The sequence below is a fragment of the Oceanirhabdus seepicola genome, from assembly GCF_023684385.1.
In the GTDB taxonomy this organism is placed as follows: domain Bacteria; phylum Bacillota; class Clostridia; order Clostridiales; family Clostridiaceae; genus Oceanirhabdus; species Oceanirhabdus seepicola.
This window is the reverse complement of the sequence record NZ_JAGSOJ010000004.1, coordinates 484,300-503,427: the sequence shown is the minus strand read 5'-3', so window position 1 is coordinate 503,427 and position 19,128 is coordinate 484,300. Positions and strand designations below refer to the sequence as shown.

The following is a 19,128-nucleotide window of genomic DNA, read 5'->3' as shown; positions in this document are numbered from 1 at the left end:
AAAAATAATGTTGAAATTATGTAAAGAATAATTATAAATGTTTTCTACCTTGAATGTAATATTTAGGATATGTAATAATATAATCTGCTGAGGAGTTTGTATAATATGTTTCAAGTTGATATTTAAGTGTAATTAAATACCAATTTATCCTAAAATATGATGAATTGGGCTGGAAATCTTACTTTTCAGAAAATTAGTGATATAATATTAGGTATATAAAAGTGAATAACAAGTTAAAGACTCTACAAAATGGACGAGCATATCAACTAGTTATTTATTTGAATATGTCTTAATGAGGAAAGGGGAGGAAACATGAAAAAGAAAAATATAATTATATGGGGTTTGATTTGTTTGATTATTTCCACAGTTACGATTCAATATGTAAACTATAAAAAAAATATTGAAGTAGTTTCGGAAGTACCATCTAAAAAATGGAGTAAAGACAAATCTATTTCAAAAGGTTTTGTTAAAAGTAATCCAAGTATTATAACTTTTGAAGGGGAAATTTATATAGTACATACTAAAGAGAATGGTATTAGTTTAGTTAAAACTAATATGCAAGGAGATATTATTGATGCAAAGGATTATGATTTTGACAAGTTTATGGCGGATGTAATATTTACAAGAGGTAAAGAAAATTTATATATCAGTTGGATAAGTGTTAAAAAAGGAGTTAGGAGTTTTAATATTGGATCCATTGATAATGATCTTACCATTAAAGATATAAGAGTTGTTGAAGGCATAACAGAATGTATAAAGCTTTCGGATGAGGAGATTCTTATTTCTTCTGGAGACAATATAAAGATTATAGACAATAACCTTTATGTTTTATTTGAATCGGAAAAAGACATTTATGAAAGTATTTCAGCTGCTAAATATAAAGAACATACCTATATAGTGTATTATAGTGAAAATGATAGTGCATTTAATGTAATAACACTGGAAGATAATAAAAAAGTTAAAGAAGAGAAAATTGCATCTATAGTTAAGAGTATTACATTAAATTTTGATAATCTCATGCTTAGTATTAATGATGAAGAATTGATTTTGACTTATGAAGAATTTGTAAAAGGTAGTTATATGCGTACAAAGAGTATATCGTATTATCTAAGTAATGGAAAATCACAGTCTGGATTAGTTGAAATCCAAAGACAGCCTGTAAGAGGAATAATAAGAGGGGATTCTGATGGAATGTTCTTTGGATATGTAGAAAGGTATATGGATAAAAGATTCTTCGAGCAAGACGTAGTAGAATTTAGAATAAAAGATGGAAATATTGTAGATTTTAATTATGTTTCTAATAGTAGAAAAAGAACATTCTATATAGCAAACTATAAAGAGTATGTAGCATTTTGTGAATTTATGGGAATAAATTCATATGAGGTAAAATTGGCTTCTTCAGAAGATTTAATTAGAGAGAGTACGAATTTTATTTCTAGAGAAGAGAAAAAAGAAGCCTTGAATATATCTGTTCAGGGAGCAGCGTTTTCCCTTGCGTATATATTTGTAATAGGAATAACCTGGTTATTTTTTGCAGTCTTTGTTATAGGAATAATATCATTTTTATCCTATAATTTTAATGAAAAAATGAGTAAGATAACATATATAGGTGCATTAATATTAGTAGGTTTATGCCAATTATATATGATGAAAAACATTATGTATGGTAAGTATGCAGGAATGATGCCAGACTATTTGAGTCTAGGTGTAGGATTGGCAATAACTTTAATTTTATATCTGATATCAGGTATATTTAGTTATTTAATATTCAAAAGGGATATAGAAATGATTCCACTGATACCTTTTGGAGGTGTATTAATAGCAGAAACATTCTTGGTATTAAGTGTTTTTGTACCGTACATCACGTAAAAATAAATGTATAATTGATAAATCCATTTCTTTTAACTCACGGCTATCCGTGAGTTTTTTTATTATAAAAATACAAATATAGGATTTAAACTAGTACTTTAAATGTGATTAAATGACATTTAAACCTAAAATATGATGAATTTGGATAAGAATATTATTATTGTAAATATTTATGATATTATATTATTAAGAGGAAGTATTATATTACATTAATAAGGAAAGGGGAGAAAAATATGAAAAAGAAAACTATATTTATATGGGCATTGATTTTTTTGATTATTTCCATAGGTACTATTCAATATGTAAATTATAAAAAAAATATTAAAGTAACTTCTGATGTGCCATCTAAAAAATGGAGTAAAGATAAATCTATTTCAAAAGGATTTGTTAAAAGTAGTCCAAGTATAATAACGTTTGGAGAGGAAATATATGTAGTTCACGCTATAGAGAATGGTATTAGTTTGGTTAAAACTAATATACAAGGAGATGTTATTGATGAAAAGATATGTGATTTTGGTGAATTTGTGACTGATGTAACATTTACAAAGGATAAAGAAAATTTATATATAAGTTGGATTATTGTTCAAAATGGAGTTAGAAACCTTAATGTTGGATTAATTGATAATGATCTCACAATTAAAGATATAAAAGCTATTGAAGGGATAAATCAAATTATTAAACTTTCTGATGAAGATATACTTATTGCTTCAGGAGAAAATATCAAGATTATAGATAATAACCTCAATGTATTGTTCGAATTTTCAAAAGGTAATTATAAAAATATTTCTGCTGACAAATATAAAGAACATACCTATATATCGTACTATAGTGAAAATAATAGTTCATTTAATGTAATGACAATAAAAGATAATAAAAAAATTAAAGAAGAGAAGATAATAAGTATATTTAAGGGTATTGGGTTAAGCTTTAATAATCCTGTTCTTAATGTTAATGATGAAGAATTGGTTTTGATTTATGAAGAGTTTTCAAAAGGCGGATTTAGACGTACAAAGAGTATATCTTACAATCTATGTGACGGTAAGTCACAATCAGAAGTTAGTGAAATTCAAGGACAACCTATAAAAGGAGTAATAACAGGGGGTTCTGATGGAACATTCTTTGGATATGTAAAAAGGTATATGGATAAGAGATTTTTTGTACAAGACGTAGTAGAATTTAGAATAAAAGATGGAAATATTGTAGATTACAGATTTGTTTCTAATAGCAGAAAAATGGCGTATTATATAGCAAATTATGAAGAGTATGTGGTATTTTGTGAATTCATGGGAGTAAATTCTTATGATGTTAAATTGAGTTCTTCAAAAAAATTAATCAAAGACAGTATGAACTATATTTCAAAAGAAGAGAGAAGAGAGGCATTTGGTATATCATTGCAGGGAGCAGCATATTCATTAGCATATATATTTGTAATAGGAATAACTTGGATATTTATAGCGTTCTTTGTTATGGGAATAATATCATTTATATCCTATAAGTTTAATGAAAAGATGAGTAGAATAACATATATAGGAGCATTAATATTTGTAGGTTTATGTCAATTATATATGATGAAAAACATTGTATATGGTAAGTATGCAGGAATGATGCCAGAATACTTGAGCCTAGGTGTAGGATTAGCAATAACTTTAATTATATATTTGGTATCAAGTGTATTTAGTTATTTAATATTTATAACTGATATAGAGATGATTCCATTAATACCTTTTAAAAGTGTATTATTAGTAGAAACATTTTTAGTATTAAGTGTTTTTGTACCGTATATCACATAAAAATAAATGTATAATTGATAATGGAGAATGGATAATGTGGGAGGTTTCTAACCTTGGTCAGAAACTACATTTTATTGGTAAGTGGACAATAGAATTTTACTCGTTTCATTTTTATGAAACATTGTATCTAAATACAATATTTTATCTCAGATAAAATGAGTAAACTTATATTGTTCTAAAGAATAATACTAACGTAGCTTTTGCCCTGAAGCAAAAGCATCCATCATTATACATTATACATTCTCAATTATCCATTTCTTTTAACTCACGGCTAGCCGTGAGTTTTTTTATTCATCATCGCTGCATTCTTTACAATGACCATATAATTCAAGTTTATGTTCTGTAAGTTGAAATTGTTTTTTATCTATTATTCCTTTAAAGGCTTCAATTGGACAAAAATCTACTGCTTCTGTTTTCCCGCATTTTGTGCATATCATGTGATGTGCATGGGAATCTTTTAGTTTTAATTTATATAAAGTTGAGCCATTATCTTTAATGTGTTTATATAATAAATCTAGTTTCAGTAACGCTTCTATATTTCTATAAATTGTTGATAGATTTAATTTAGTACAACGTTTTTTAGCAGCCACCAATAAATCTTCTGGACTCATTAAGGAATCTTTATTTTCATATAATGTAAACAGAATTGATTTTCTTTGGTCAGTCAATTTGAAATTGTTTCTTTTAAGAAGATCACATAAATTTTCAAAGCTCATTTTAACATCTCCTGTTTCTCAAAAAGTATATATAATTACTGATGGTGAATAACAAATTTTTTTTCTTACAAGTCTATATTATCATGAACTGGTAAGACTATAAAGGTGTATGTTGACATAGAAAAAATATAGTAATATAATAGTACATGAAAATGCAAATTAATTGCAAGTAGGAGGGTTTATGAAAAAAATAAGTTTAATCATAATTAGCGCAATGTTTCTATTATTATTAGTTGGGTGTAATGGAAATAGTGAAGGCGCAAATAAAGGAAATATAATCGCTGTAAGCATACCTCCTCAAAAAGGAATTGTTCAGGCAATTTCAGGAGATAAATATGAAGTAATTACAATGATTCCACCAGGATATAGTCCAACAAATTATGAACCATCACCTAAAAGTATGCAGCAATTGTCTGAGGCGAGGTTATATCTTACCATAGGGGTCCCAGCAGAAGAGAACATAATTGAAAGTGTAAGAGATTTTAATAAAAACATAGAGATAATTGATTTATCAGAGAAAGCATTTGAAATGTATGGTGTAAGAACATTTTCAGAAGAAGACAATGAAGAGCATGAAGACCATGAAGAACATGCAGGTCATAACCATGCGGGTGTAGATCCTCATCAATGGATGTCTCCCAAAAGAGTAAAATTAATGTCTCAGGAAATCAAAGAACTATTGATATCAATTGATTCAGAAAATAAAGATACATATGAAGAGAACTATATAAAATTTAGTGAGAAATTAGATAATCTTCACAATCAAATCACAGAATTAGTTGAAAATGATAAGTCATTTCTTATATATCACCCTTCACTAGGATATTTGGCAGATGATTATGGTTTGAATATGATTACAATAGAAGATGAAGGTAAGGAAGCGACTCCAAAGAGAATGCAAGAAATAATAGATATATGTAGAAAGAATAATATAACAACTGTATTTTATCAAGCAGAAATCGATAGTAGGCAGGCTGAAATTATAGCAAGAGAAATTAGTGGAGAGGTGTATAAAATAAACCCTCTAGAAGAAAATTATGAAGAAAATATACAAAAAGTAATTGAGGCTTTAAAGTATGGAATAAGATAGAGGTGTGAAGTGAAATTGATTGATGTTAGAAATGTAACTTTAAAATATGATAATAATATAGCGTTGAAAAATATCAGCTTTAGTGTTGATAAAAAAGAGTTTATAGGAGTTTTAGGACCAAATGGAGCTGGAAAGAGCTCGTTATTCAAAGTTATACTTGGAATACTTAAACCACAAAATGGAGAAGTACGGATTTCTGAAAAAACCAATATATCCTATGTATCACAATCTGTATCCTTTGATAAAAGTTTTCCTATTAAAGTTATAGATGTTGTTATGATGGGATTCTTAGAGAAAAGGATTAGATTTTTGAGAGGATATTCTAGGAAAGAGAATGATAAAGCTTATAGTGTGATGAAAAAATTAGGAATAATAGATTTGAAGGATAGACAAATAGGGGAGTTATCAGGAGGGCAACTACAAAAGGTGTTAATTGCAAGAGCACTTGTGAGTGATCCTCATGTAATACTACTAGATGAACCAACAGCTAGCCTTGATACAGATGCTAAGACGGAGATATTTGAATTATTAAAAGAATTAAACTCCAATATGGCTATTATACTTGTTAGTCATAATCTTAACATGGTGTGTAAATATATAGATAAGGCTTTAATAATTGATAGAGAGATAGTATATTATGGTGAACCTGATGATGAAGGGATAGGACAGGTATTCGACAGCTATGCCAGCTAAGGGGGAGTTTGAAAAGCATAATGGATAATTGATAATGTATAATGGATAATGAGTGATATTTCTCTCCGAGAAATTTTAATCTTATTGTTCCTTGAACAATAGGGTTTTACTCGTTTCATTTAAATGAAACATTGTATTAAAATTACGATATTTTATCCTAGGATAAAATGAGTAAAAACCCCTTGTCCTAAAGAGCGATAAAATGTAGTTTCTGAGTATTCAGAAACATCCATCATTATACATTATCCATTATACATTCTACATTAAGTTTTTTTGAACTGCTCGTTCACCTTGTTCCTTGATCTTGAACTTTTTCAACACCTGAAATTCTAAAGTAGCAAAAGAAGTTAGGAGGGTTTTATGTTAGAGGCTATTTTTAATTATGCATTTTTGAGGAATGCTTTTATTGCTGCATTACTATCTAGTGTAGTTTGTGGTATCATTGGAACAATTATTGTAGAAAAGAGATTAGTAATGATGAGTGGTGGTATAGCACATACTTCTTTTGGAGGAATAGGTTTAGGATATTATTTGAACTTTGAGCCTATTTTTGGAGGCCTATTATTTGCAATCTTATCTTCAATGGGTATAGTTTATATTAAAAGAAATGGTAAGGGAAAGTCAGATGCTATAATAGGGATGTTTTGGTCTCTTGGTATGGCTTTGGGAATTCTCTTTATATCTTTGACACCTGGGTATCCACCATCATTGACATCGTATCTTTTTGGAGATATTTTAAGAGTTTCAAATCTTGATATAATTCTAATGGCAATTCTTGATATTATTATAGTTATTTCATTTTTTAGTATCTTTAATTATTGGAAAGCATATCTTTTTGATGAGGAATATAGCAAAGCTGTAGGTATAAATACAACTATTTTAGAATATTTTTTATTTATATTAATATCATTTAGTATAGTGGTTTTGATAAGGGTAGTAGGTATCATACTAGTTATCGCATTACTGACTATTCCAACATCTATAGCAAAATTATACTCAAATGATCTGAAAAAGATTATGATACTTTCAATAATAATAGGTGCTATTATGTGCTTTGCTGGATTAATCATGTCATATAATTTTGATATACAATCAGGAGCTACAATAATTATTGTATCAACGGCATGTTATGTTATTTCAGCTCTTATTAATGGTAGAGTAAAGAAGAAAAAAACATGTAATATGGAATAGTTTTTCTGCCACCATAACAATTATTAAGGGGGAATTGTTTGGACCAGAAAAATTTTTGGGATAAAGTAATTAAGGGATTATCAATTTTTCTTGTTATTATGATCATATATTTTGTGATAGAGGTAGGAATTATCATAATTAACGGAAAAGATATTTTTAAGTTTATCTATTTTGATAATGGGGCAATTAATTCATTTATAATGATATTTATGAGTATTATAATGGAGGGTTTTCCATTTATATTATTAGGTTCATTTATATCATCATTGATACATTTATTTGTATCAGAAAAGACAATAAAACGTATACTTCCACAAAAGAATATTCTTGGGATAATGGTAGCTAGTTTGCTTGGTATAATATTTCCGGTATGCGAGTGTGCTATAGTTCCAATAGTTAGAAGGTTGATAAAAAAGGGGTTACCAATACATATTGCAATAACTTTTATGATTTCGGTACCAATTGTCAATCCTATTGTTATGGTATCAACATATTATGCATTTTCAAATATAAGTACTGCGATTTTGAGAAGTGGACTTGGGTATTTATGTGCATGTATTATAGGTATTATCATACTTATTCTTGGTGATAAAAAACCATTAAAACAGAAAAAAATCACAAAGGGTAATGTGATGAAAAAGAAGAAAATTGTATTTACACATTCTCATGATTGTGGATGTGGTCATTGCAATGAAGAATCAGAAAAAAATAATAAAATTTACTCACAAAAAAACAGACAAGCGTTTATAAAAGACATGCTTTTGGAAATAATCCATCATACAAATGAGGAGTTAAAGACCATAGGAAAATATTTCACTATAGGAGCTCTATTATCGGCTATATTCCAAGTGATTATATCGAGAGATGTATTAAGTATAGTAGGTGGAAATTCTGTTATATCTATATCTATAATGCTTATACTGGCTTTTGTGTTATCATTATGTTCAGAAGCTGATGCCTTCATAGCAAAAACTTTTGCAAGTACTTTTACATCAGGTTCAGTTTTAGGGTTTATGATATTAGGACCTATGATAGATTTAAAGAACACTTTAATGTTGAGTAGCTCTTTCAAGGGTAAATTTATAGCTAAATTAATATTTGTTATTTTCTCAGTAGTATTCATTCTAGGATGTATTATTAATCTACTAGGAGGAGTGGTACTATGAAGAAGAACAATATTTCATTATGGACACTTATACTCATCGGGTTGATAGTACTTTTTTTATCAATGGTGGTAAGTGGTAAAATAATTTTCCTGATACACCCAAGAATGGTGATTATGGTTGAAGCAGCTATTATAGCGCTAGTATTACTTTTAATTTATGATATATTATATAAAGGAAATATAAAGTCTACATTGTCTATGGGAATATTTTTTATTCCATTATTATTGGGATTCATATTTTTAAATAACTTTGATTTAAAGGGAATAATGTATAATAAACCTATAGAAAAACATGAGCATGTACATGTTCATGTTCATGGTGAGTATGAAGATGAATTTTTAGATATATATAATAGAATACACCATGATAAAGAGGTAGTCGGAATGAACTTAGAGTTAAAGGGAGCAATAATAAAGAACTCGGAGGGAGAGTATTTCATTACTAAAATAATTATGGCTTGTTGTGCAGCAGATTCACAGGTTATAGGATTAAAATGTTATACTGAAGGAATAGAGGATTACTTAGGCAAAATATGCAAAGTTAAAGGTGATATAAGATTAGTCTCAGGCGAGATGGTATTATATATATCAGAAATAGAGAAAGATGAAAAAATTAAAAACCTATATATTTATAGGTGAAAAATGCACGCATCCGCGTGCATTTTTTTTATGTTTAGTTATTAAATTTTAATATTATTGGGAATGATATAGAGAGATAAGAGGTGGTATTGTGAAAAAGAACTCTAAAATGTTTATAATCTTTGGGTTATTCCTAATTATATTATTTGGGATATTTTTCTTGATTGCTTATAAAGAAGGAATTAAAACTAGAGAAAATGAAGGAAGTAAAAAAGATATTTTTTATAAACATTTGACTATTGAAAAAAACAGACTATTGGAGAAGGAGAAGATAGAACTTGTAGAAAAGAATTAGGTTGGAGGAGTCGTTTATATGAAAAATACAAAAGGCGTATTAACAATCCCGATTATTGTAATAATGGGGGTTTTAAGTTTTATTTTATGGGTTTCAAATTTTGAGCAAAAATCTAAAAGTGTTTTTATGTCAGAAGATGTTAAAATGATAAATTTAAATCCAGAGGATGTTATTGATGTATTTAGTAATAGAGATGATGAGAGTTTTGTAAAAACAAATGAGGATAAATATGAAATAAAAATCACCAATAATATTCCAGAAAAAGAGGTGTTGAGAATAGTTTTTTCTAATGAAAAGAAAATAATATTAAGCAACACTAAATTTATTATATATATAGATAGTGAAAATAACATGAAAGAACGATTTATTGATTTAAGGAAATTAGATGATTTTGATAACGATAGAAGTGAAGTTAGTGTAGATAGAAAAGGTGAAAATATTATTTACTCTTCTTTTAATGAGAAAGACAATATAAAGTATGTTTATTATATTGATGTAAAAGAGGGCACGGGTATAAAAATTGCAGAGAATCCTATAGAAGACTTTGTCGATAGTTGGTCCTATAATTCAAAATATTATACTTACGCTGATAAGGAAGGGAAGAAAATTGTAGTTTTTGATATAGAAAAACTGGAAGTTAATAAAATAGATTTCAAAAGAGACTATCTAAAAAAAGTATTAATAACAGATAAGGGGGAAGTATTTGCTGAAGGTAACAAAAAGTATGTTATAAGAAGAGATGAAAATTATGAGCTAGCCGAATGTGTCATTGCAGGTAATTTTCTTAGTAGCTATAAGAATAAGCTCATATCTTTTGAAAATGGGATATTATATGAATACGAGAATGGTGCAATGACTAAGTTGAATGAAGTAGCAGAACAATTTCAAGTAGTAAAGCAAGTTAATCATAATATATTACTATCCGATGAAAGTAGCACAATAATTTATAATATTGAAGAGAACAGACTTCATAAATATTCCTTTAAATATGAATATTTAGATATGATTATCCCTAGCATAAATGGAAATAGATGTTTGATAAAAAGTAAGAGATATAACAATAGGATAATTGGAAGTAATGGTCAATACTATAAAGTAAAAGATATAAATCTTATGAAGATTATTGGAGATTGTTCATGGATTGATGAAGAGACTTTAATAGGAATTTATTATACTGAGGATGATAAACCTATTATTATCAATGTAGAGATATAGATACATAAATATATATCACATATTTAATTGTTACTTGGATAAAATAAACGTGTAAATAAAAATTAATAATTAAGGAGGATATATTATGATTAAAAGATTAAATTTTGGATTACTAATATTAATTTTTAGCTTTGTATTTATAGGTGAAATTCAAAATACATTTGCATTAAATAATGTATTAGATCCAGAACTTAAGAACGAAGATAAGATAATAGTAGAGGAAGAAGAGACGTTTTTAAATAAAATAAGAAAGCTCTTAGATAATAATGAGGAACAATTAGAAAAAGATACTGATAATATTGATGAAGAAAAACTGCAAATAGAAGATAAAGATGGTAAATTAGAAGACAAAGGAACTGTATCAGAAGAAGATACTAATAAGTTTGATGAAGAAAAACTACCAATAGAAGATAAAAAAGATAAAACAGAAGACAGAAGAATTGTAGAGGAAAAAGAAGCGGAAACTATAGACCATAAAGATGAAGAAGAAGAAATAGAGTATAAAGTGATATTTAAAAGTTTATGGAATAAAAAAACACATCCAAATAAGTTTCCTGAAGATGCTTCTTTCTCAACATTTGTGGGAATAGTACATAATAAAAAAGCTTGTTTATGGAAAGAAGGCAATATGGCTTCAAAGGGATTAGCTAAACTAGCTGAAACAGGAAAAAATGGTCATCTTGAAAAGGAAATTTCAAAGATGAAGAAAAAAGGCGGAATCGATGATAAATTTTTTATAAAAGGTGGAAAAAGTTCGGATAAAGAGAGAAAAACAGAAATAGAAGTGTGTGAAGAATATCCAATGGTTTCAATGGCTGCAATGATAGGACCTAGCCCAGATTGGTTCACTGGTCTTGATAGTGTATGTTTAATTGAAGAAGGAAGATGGGTAGATAAGAAAATTGTTATGATTTACGCTTATGATGCTGGTACAATGGAAGGGAAATCATATGAGGATAAAGGTAAGAAAACTCAACCTCAAGATAAGATTATGAGAATTGAAAAAGAACCTTTCCTATGCGATGGAGAATTAATTCCAGTAGGTTGTATAATGTTTGTAAGAGATGACGACTGATAAAAACATAAAAGAAATGGATAATGGATAATTGATAATGGAGAATGATGGACATTTCAGTTCCTGAAATTTTAATTGTATTGTTCTGTGTACAATAGGGATTCACTCGTTTCATCTAAGGATGAAACCTTGTATTTTAAATACAATATTTTATCGCAGATAAAATGAGTAAAAACATCTTGTTCTAAAGAACAATACAATTTAGTTTCTGCAAAAGCAGAAACAACCATCATTATCCATTATACATTATCAATTATACATTAACAAAAGCACGGCTATGCCGTGCTTTTGTTATAGCGTTAAGCTATTTATATAAATCTCATAAATATCCTTTTCTTCAACAGGACCTGCATGTTTTTTTAGTTTGCCTTCATTTTTCATCATTGAAAGAGTATATTTTCTTAAATCACTTTCACTAATGCAGCAATTATTTGGCATAAGTTGTTTGATAAATTGACCAAATTGATCTACTGTATCAAAATCTAATAAATCTAGTATGGTTTCAACTTTACGTCGTAAAGTTATGTTTTCATAACAAAAGTTCAAATATGCTTTTAAAAGTAGCCCATTAGCTTTACCATGAGGTGTTTTATGATGATAAGTCAACGGATATCCCATACCATGTGGTAGAGAAGTACCTGACTGAGATATAACAACTCCTGCAAGCGTAGATGCTAATAGCAGTTTTTCTCTTATAGCATAAGGAAAATCATTTGCTAAAAGTGAGTCAATACAATCATTAAATACATCAAATCCTTTTTCAGCAGTAAAATCACTGAATACATTTGAATCTACAGATAAATAACCTTCTATAAGGTGTGATAAAGCATCAATTGCCGTGTTTATAGTAATCTCATCTGGCGTTCCAATGAGATATGATGGATCTAACAATGCATATTTAGGAAAAACTTTCTGATTAAAGTTTCTTTTAGTACCAACACGATTATCAGTCAATATTGCATAAGGAGTAGTTTCTGTACCAGTACCAGCAGTTGTTGGTATAGCAACTACAGGTATAGATTCAAGGTCGCTAATCTCAAAGATTTTATATGGATCCATCTCAGGATTTTTTAACAAAATTGCTAAGGCTTTAGAAGCATCTATTGGTGATCCGCCGCCAATACCAATTATAAAATCTATCTGCTCTTTTTTAACAGCATTAAAAGCATTAATGATATTTTCAACAGACGGATTTTCTTCTACAGAATCAAATACAATATATTCAATATTCTCTTTATCAAGAGAATATATAGTGTCGTTTAAAGAACCATTTTTTTTCGAAGAGTTAGCGCCTGTCATAATGCAAACTTTATTGCCTAAAGATTTAAAAATATTGCTATTCTCCCTTACAACATCTTGATTACACAATATCTCTGTAGGCATTAAATAATGGAACTTATTCAAAATAATCACCCCTAACTATCTTTAACGATATACTCTAAAAATTATACTATATTTATAATACTACTACTTTTAAATAAAGTACAGAAGAATAAAAAAAGAAATAAGATTTAACGAAATGTTAATATTTTACAAAGGTGTGAATGAAATTTTAAGAGAATAATCTTGCAATTTTTTGAATTATCCGACTGAAAGTATTATAATAATAAATAGATTAGAAAACTCAGGAGGGATTAAATGAAAAAAGGATTTTCATTAAGTAGAGAGAATGCAATGATTAATTTTACTATGAAGTACTGCGAGACTGGAGAACAATTATTAGATAGTTATGGCTTTGATAGAGTTATAACATCTTATATTAAGAAAATAAAGAAAAACGATAATACAATCTATAGACATCTAATTGATTGCAGCAAGATGGAAGATGAAAATGAATTAAAGGAATATTTAAAAGATATTTTTAAATTACTGTTAGTTTTTGAAGTAGAAGAAATTATTAGGTTGAATGAAAAATATAAGTCGATTTTCACTAATAAAGAATTACTAATTGAATTTATAGAAGGTGCATATAGTTTTTGGAGAAAAATTGAAAGATATGCAATTATACAGAATAATAGAGTTGGTAAAGGAATACAGAATGTGAGTTTTATTGAAGCGAATAATAACTTTACTAAATTAGTATTAGATACTTATAGAAGAATAGAAGAGACTGTAAATGGATATAAGCATAGAGTATATAGACAAATTCCAGCTGGTGCTAATGCAGGAATAATTGTTAATAATATAAAATGGAATACACCAGACGAATATGAATTTTTGAGTAAGGTACCTTTTATAGAGGAGGTAATTCTTCAACCCCCATTCATAACGTATCCCAAAAAGAATAAGAGAACAGGCACATTTACGGAGACATATAGCAATCCACTTGAATATATAAGAATAAATGAAGATCATTGGTTCTGTTATCCTGCCAAGGTTGGAGAATTATTGGCATATGTATATTTTCACAGAGATTTCATGTCATTAGGATTAACTTTATGTAACTTATTTGAGTTAGCTAAAGAAGAGGAATATACAAATAAAAAACCAGATATAATATATGTTTTTGGAGCAAAAGATGGTCATGAAGAGATGAGAACGGCATTTTATAATGATAAAGACAATGATATCATGATAGGATTTGCAAATTATCATGAGGACATAGATTATTTTGGATACATGAAGAAAATGATATTGACACTTCATAACGTTAGAATGATTGAGAATGAGTATCTTCCTATTCATGGAGCTATGGTGAGAATAACTCTGAAGAGTGGGAAAGTAATTAATGTTGTTATTGTTGGAGATAGTGGGGCTGGTAAATCAGAGAGCTTAGAAGCTTTTAGAAGTCTTAGTGAAGAATATGTAAAAGAGATGAGTATAGTCTTTGACGATATGGGAGTGTTAAAGCTTGAAGGAAAAGGAAATATAATAGGATATGGAACTGAGACAGGAGCTTTTGTTAGGTTAGATGATTTAGATATTGGATATGCATATAAAGAAATTGATAGAAGTATTTTTATGAATCCAGACAAGGTAAATGCTAGAGTTATTATTCCTATTTCAACATATCATGAGATAACATGTGGTAGACTAGTGGATTATATTTTTTATGCAAACAATTATGAAGAAGGAGAAGAAATTGAGTTCTTTGATAATGTTGACAAAGCAATACAGGTGTTTAAAGAAGGAGCAAGAATAGCAAAAGGGACTACTACAGAGACTGGTTTAGTTACATCTTATTTTGCTAATCCATTTGGACCAATACAAAGACAAGAACAAACGGATATACTTATAGATAGATATTTTAAAGCTTTCTATAAAAAAGGAATTAAGGTTGGTCAAATAAGAACCCTTCTTGGTATATCAGGAAAAGAAAAGGAAGGGCCAAAGGCTGCAGCTCGTAAGTTATTTGATTTGATTAAAGATTAATTTCTATGAATTTTATTTTCCTTGAAGGGAAAAATAAAATCACGGAGGTTAATCAATATGAAAAAAAGAGAAATTATAGCTGCTATATTATTAGTTATTTTTATGGTTATTAGTTTTTCCTCATGTCAGACTGAAAAAAAGAATGAGAACAAGAAAAATGAGAACAAAAAAAATAACCAAAAAGAAGAAGAGAAAAAAGAGGATTCTTCTTCAAATATTTTAGAAAGATATAATATTAATATCTAAAAGAACGGCAAATTCTTGCCGTTCTTTTCTTTTCTCAACTTTTTTCAAAGGTTTTTAATTTTTTATAGGATATTTAATGATAAAACTTTTTCTAAAGTTATATTTTTTTCAATACTTTGTGATAAAGCAACTGATTTGCTTACATTTCCAAATAGTATACCGCCAACTATTTTTCCTTGTTTAAAAAATAATTTCTTCATAGTTTTATTAATTTTATCAACTCTGATTAACTCCTCAAGATTATCTCCAAATACTACACCACAAGAGAATATTTCAACATTCATGGCACTGAAAGCAGTTGATGAGATAAAGTTTTGGAAGTTTAATTTATCACCAATAGCATTTGAACCAGCAATCATACCCATTTCAATTGCAGCTGGCCAGTTGCCATACACAATTCCATCAAATTCAGCTATGTCACCACATGCATATATATCTTTTATTGATGTTTCCATTCTTGAATTTAAAAGTATTCCTCTATTGATTTCTATGTTACTTTCTTGAGTTATTTCGATATTAGGTCTTATACCAATTGAGAATATTATGAGTTCAACGGGTAATTCTTCGCCATTCTGAAGTTTCACTCCAGTTACTTTATCGTCTCCCAATATTTCAACAACTGAATTTTCCATATATAAATTTATATCACAGTTAGTTACTGCTTCTCTTAATAAGTTTGAAGAATCATAATCAAGTTGTTTGCATAATAATTTAGATGAAAGTTCAGCAACAGAAACATTATAACCTGATTGTTTTAATTCCCATGCGCTTTCAAGTCCAGTTAGTCCACCACCTATTATAAATACATTTTCAACATCATTAAGATTAGCTTTTATATTATTAAGATCGTCTAAATCTTTAAGAGTATATACACCTTTTTTATCAATTCCTTTAATAGGCGGTACAAAATTTCTACTACCATTTGCAAGTATTAATTTATCGTACTTAATAATAGAATCATTATTGATTGTTAACTCTTTATCATCACTGTTAATATGACTAACTATAGAGTTTAACATTAGGGTAATATTATTTTCTTTATACCAATCCTCACTCTGTAAGTAGAATACATCTTCATTTAAATCTTCACTAAGTCCATCAGATAATAAAGGTCTATAATATGAAATAGAATTTTCACCAGTTATAATTGTTATATTACATTTTGGGTTGCGTTTTCTAGCAGCATCGGCAGCATAGAAGCCAGCTGCGCCATTACCAATTATAACAAGTTCTTCTTCTAAATCAGAAATAAATTGAATTTTTTCAATATGAACTTCAACAAATTGTTCAGCTGTTGCACCACAAGCGGGGCAAGTTTCAGGTGGAGTATCACCATCAAAAACTTCGTTACATACAATGCATCTCCAATGCTTAGTTATTTTTGAACCATCTTTAGGTTTGATGCTTTCTTTGATTTTCTTAGCAAAATCAATTCCATATATATATGCATCTTGCAGTTCTTCTGTGTTTGGCTTAAAAGGAAATTTTAAAGAATCTGTAAGGTTTAGTCTAACTTGCTTCAATCTTTCCATAACATTTGGAACACCTTCTCCACTCCATCCAAATGAGCCGAATGCCCCAGCTACTTTTCCACCATGAACTAATGGATTAAGATTTATCAATATATCCCATATGGGTTTTAAGGCATCACCATTAATTGTTGGGGTACCAAATAATAATCCATCTGAATTATTTATTCTTGATAAAATATCATTCAAATCATGATGAATTACATCGTAAAGACTTATATCAAATTCACCAACAGATTTAATTCCTTCTACAATTTTTTTAGCCATTTCTTCAGTGTATCCGTAAGCTGAAACATAACAAAGAGTTATCTTAGGTATAATATTTTCAACAGCATATCCTTCGCTCCACTTTTTATATATATCAACAATCTTTCTGGGGTTATCTCGTAAAATTGGACCGTGTCCAGGACATATAATGTCAACATCAAGATGTTCAATATTCTCAATAGCCTTTAAAACATATTTCTTGAAAGGACCCATTATCATATTGAAATAATATTCTAGTGCTTCCATGTAATTTTCTTGGTTCTCAATTTTGTCATTAAATATTCCTTCACTACAGTAATGGCTTCCAAATGAATCACAAGTCATTAATATCTTATCCTCTTCAATATAAGTGTACATTGAATCAGGCCAGTGTAAAAAAGGAGCACTAATAAATTTTAAAGTTTTATCCCCTAAGCTTAAAGTGTCTCCATCTTTCACTTCAATATAAGGGAAAGGCTTATTAACGATATTTTTCAAAAATTGAATAGCAGTTATTGATCCAACAACCTTAGCATTTGGGGCTAAATCAAGAATCTTAGCAACAGAACCTGCATGATCTGGTTCGGTATGATCTACGATAATATAATCAATACTGTCAATAGATATACCTAGATGATTTAATCTTTCCATATATTGATCAAATGTTTTTTCTTTAACAGTTTCAAATAAGGCAGTCTTTTCACTGCCTTTAACTACGTATGAATTGTAAGTGGTTCCAAAGGGCGTATACATAATAATATCAAATACTCTTAAATTAGGATCAAGTGATCCTACCCAATAAATATCTTTTTTTATTTCAACTGATTTCATTATAAACACTCCTATATAATATATTCTAAATGCGTTTTATGCTAAGTAATTTAAACTAATTATTATTAAGTAATAATTATTATTTGTTATATTTTTATTATATAATAAATGATTCTTTTAGACAAGTGATTTGTTTGAAATTTAACGTTAATTTCTTAATAATCTTATTTTAATTTTTAAATTTATAACATCCTCAGTATTTTTAGTAACTTAATTAACTTAATTTGCATAAAATATATATATATTATGCCCTACATGATAGTAATTATTGAGGAGTGTTTACATGGATAAAATCCAAAAAATAGGCAATCAAAACATTGAAAATCCACATAGAGAAGATGGTCATAAACATATGAGAGAGGGCAAATTTAATGATGCCATAAAATCTTATGAAAACGCGCTTAACATAGAACCTAATAACGATGAAATATATAGCTGTATTGGGTATGCATATTATGAGAAAAGAAAATACACTGAAGCACTAAAATATTTTGATAAAGCAATGAAAATTAATCCTCAGAACAGTGAGAATTATAATGGGGTAGGAAATATTCTTGATGAGAAAGGTGAGTTTGAGAAAGCTACAAAATATTTTGATAGAGCAATTGAATTGAATCCTAAGAATGCTGTTTATTTTTATAATAAGGGTTTGAGTTTGCAGAATCAAGAAAGATATCAGGAGTCACTTAAATGCTATAATAGAGTTGAAGAATTAGCGCCTAAATTTAGTGAGGCATTAAATAACAAAGGAATTGCACTAGCAAATATGGGGCAATTTCAAGAGGCTTTTGAATCATATAAGAAAGCTATTAAGGCAAAAGCAGATAATTATATATATTATATTAACTGTACTGATGCATTAAACAACATGGGAAAATATGAAGAAGGATTGAAATATTGCAACAAAGCTTTAAAGTTAGAGAAAAAAAGTGACTTTATATATATAAATAAAGCTATAAGCTGTATGGGGTTAGAAAAATATGAAGAAGCATTAGAATGTTGCAGGAAGGCTATTTCAATAAATAAAAATAATAAGGATGCTAAAAACTTAAAAATTGAAATTAAACAGAAGCTTAAGCAAAAATTATACCAAGAATAGAAAAATTATTAAGAGGAAATACATTAGATTTCCTCTGTTTTTCTTTTGTATACTATGTAATATAGGT

General features: G+C 28.4%; 16 protein-coding genes. 13 read left to right on the top strand and 3 right to left on the bottom strand.

The genetic code is table 11. The features are described from left to right. The first annotated feature begins 312 nt into the window (after positions 1-312). Both KDK92_RS19370 and KDK92_RS19365 read left to right on the top strand, forming a co-directional pair. Complete coding sequence (locus KDK92_RS19370) at positions 313-1,869, top strand: hypothetical protein (protein ID WP_250861043.1); 1,557 nt, start codon at positions 313-315, stop codon at positions 1,867-1,869. Positions 1,870-2,102: 233 nt separating this feature from the next. Further along, complete coding sequence (locus tag KDK92_RS19365; RefSeq protein ID WP_250861042.1) at positions 2,103-3,659, top strand: hypothetical protein; 1,557 nt, start codon at positions 2,103-2,105, stop codon at positions 3,657-3,659. Positions 3,660-3,946: 287 nt separating this feature from the next. On the opposite strand, the gene KDK92_RS19360 is transcribed toward KDK92_RS19365, so the two are convergent. Then, the gene (locus KDK92_RS19360) at positions 3,947-4,375 is read right to left on the bottom strand and encodes a Fur family transcriptional regulator (RefSeq protein ID WP_250861041.1); all 429 of its coding nucleotides are present in this window, start codon (positions 4,373-4,375) and stop codon (positions 3,947-3,949) included. A gap of 181 nt (positions 4,376-4,556) precedes the next feature. Between KDK92_RS19360 and KDK92_RS19355 the strand changes: the two genes are divergently transcribed. From KDK92_RS19355 to KDK92_RS19320, 8 genes are all read left to right on the top strand, one after another. Then, a complete protein-coding gene (locus tag KDK92_RS19355) occupies positions 4,557-5,465 on the top strand; it encodes a metal ABC transporter solute-binding protein, Zn/Mn family (protein WP_250861040.1) in 909 nt (302 codons plus the stop codon). 9 nt (positions 5,466-5,474) lie between these two features. Next, entirely contained in the window at positions 5,475-6,158 is a 684-nt protein-coding gene (locus tag KDK92_RS19350; protein WP_250861039.1) for a metal ABC transporter ATP-binding protein, read from the top strand. 360 nt (positions 6,159-6,518) lie between these two features. After that, positions 6,519-7,349, top strand: a complete 831-nt coding sequence (locus KDK92_RS19345; RefSeq protein WP_250861038.1) for a metal ABC transporter permease — start codon at positions 6,519-6,521, stop codon at positions 7,347-7,349. A gap of 38 nt (positions 7,350-7,387) precedes the next feature. Then, a complete protein-coding gene (locus tag KDK92_RS19340; protein ID WP_250861037.1) occupies positions 7,388-8,515 on the top strand; it encodes a permease in 1,128 nt (375 codons plus the stop codon). Next, positions 8,512-9,153, top strand: a complete 642-nt coding sequence (locus KDK92_RS19335) for a TIGR03943 family putative permease subunit (protein ID WP_250861036.1) — start codon at positions 8,512-8,514, stop codon at positions 9,151-9,153. The genes KDK92_RS19340 and KDK92_RS19335 overlap by 4 nt, the downstream gene beginning before the upstream one ends. A gap of 91 nt (positions 9,154-9,244) precedes the next feature. Further along, positions 9,245-9,448 carry a hypothetical protein gene (locus KDK92_RS19330; protein ID WP_250861035.1) on the top strand — a complete coding sequence of 68 codons (204 nt, stop codon included), beginning with the start codon at positions 9,245-9,247 and terminating at the stop codon, positions 9,446-9,448. Between the two features lie 18 nt (positions 9,449-9,466). Then, on the top strand, positions 9,467-10,663 hold the full coding sequence (locus tag KDK92_RS19325; protein WP_250861034.1) for a hypothetical protein: 1,197 nt from the start codon (positions 9,467-9,469) through the stop codon (positions 10,661-10,663). 85 nt (positions 10,664-10,748) lie between these two features. Further along, positions 10,749-11,738 carry a spondin domain-containing protein gene (locus KDK92_RS19320; RefSeq protein WP_250861033.1) on the top strand — a complete coding sequence of 330 codons (990 nt, stop codon included), beginning with the start codon at positions 10,749-10,751 and terminating at the stop codon, positions 11,736-11,738. A gap of 291 nt (positions 11,739-12,029) precedes the next feature. On the opposite strand, the gene KDK92_RS19315 is transcribed toward KDK92_RS19320, so the two are convergent. Continuing rightward, positions 12,030-13,142, bottom strand: coding sequence for an iron-containing alcohol dehydrogenase family protein (locus KDK92_RS19315; protein WP_250861032.1), 1,113 nt, complete (start codon positions 13,140-13,142; stop codon positions 12,030-12,032). Between the two features lie 234 nt (positions 13,143-13,376). On the opposite strand from KDK92_RS19315, the gene KDK92_RS19310 reads away from it, so the two are divergent. Continuing rightward, on the top strand, positions 13,377-15,110 hold the full coding sequence (locus tag KDK92_RS19310) for a phosphoenolpyruvate carboxykinase (RefSeq protein WP_250861031.1): 1,734 nt from the start codon (positions 13,377-13,379) through the stop codon (positions 15,108-15,110). Between the two features lie 57 nt (positions 15,111-15,167). Beyond that, positions 15,168-15,356 (top strand): hypothetical protein, encoded by a 189-nt coding sequence (locus KDK92_RS19305; protein ID WP_250861030.1) that lies wholly within the window; start codon positions 15,168-15,170, stop codon positions 15,354-15,356. 62 nt (positions 15,357-15,418) lie between these two features. Here the strand turns inward: KDK92_RS19305 and KDK92_RS19300 are convergent, their stop codons facing one another. Next, a complete protein-coding gene (locus tag KDK92_RS19300; RefSeq protein ID WP_250861029.1) occupies positions 15,419-17,962 on the bottom strand; it encodes an FAD-dependent oxidoreductase in 2,544 nt (847 codons plus the stop codon). 283 nt (positions 17,963-18,245) lie between these two features. Here KDK92_RS19300 and KDK92_RS19295 point away from each other — a divergent pair, with 283 nt between their 5' ends. Next, a complete protein-coding gene (locus tag KDK92_RS19295) occupies positions 18,246-19,061 on the top strand; it encodes a tetratricopeptide repeat protein (RefSeq protein ID WP_250861028.1) in 816 nt (271 codons plus the stop codon). Positions 19,062-19,128: the final 67 nt, after the last annotated feature.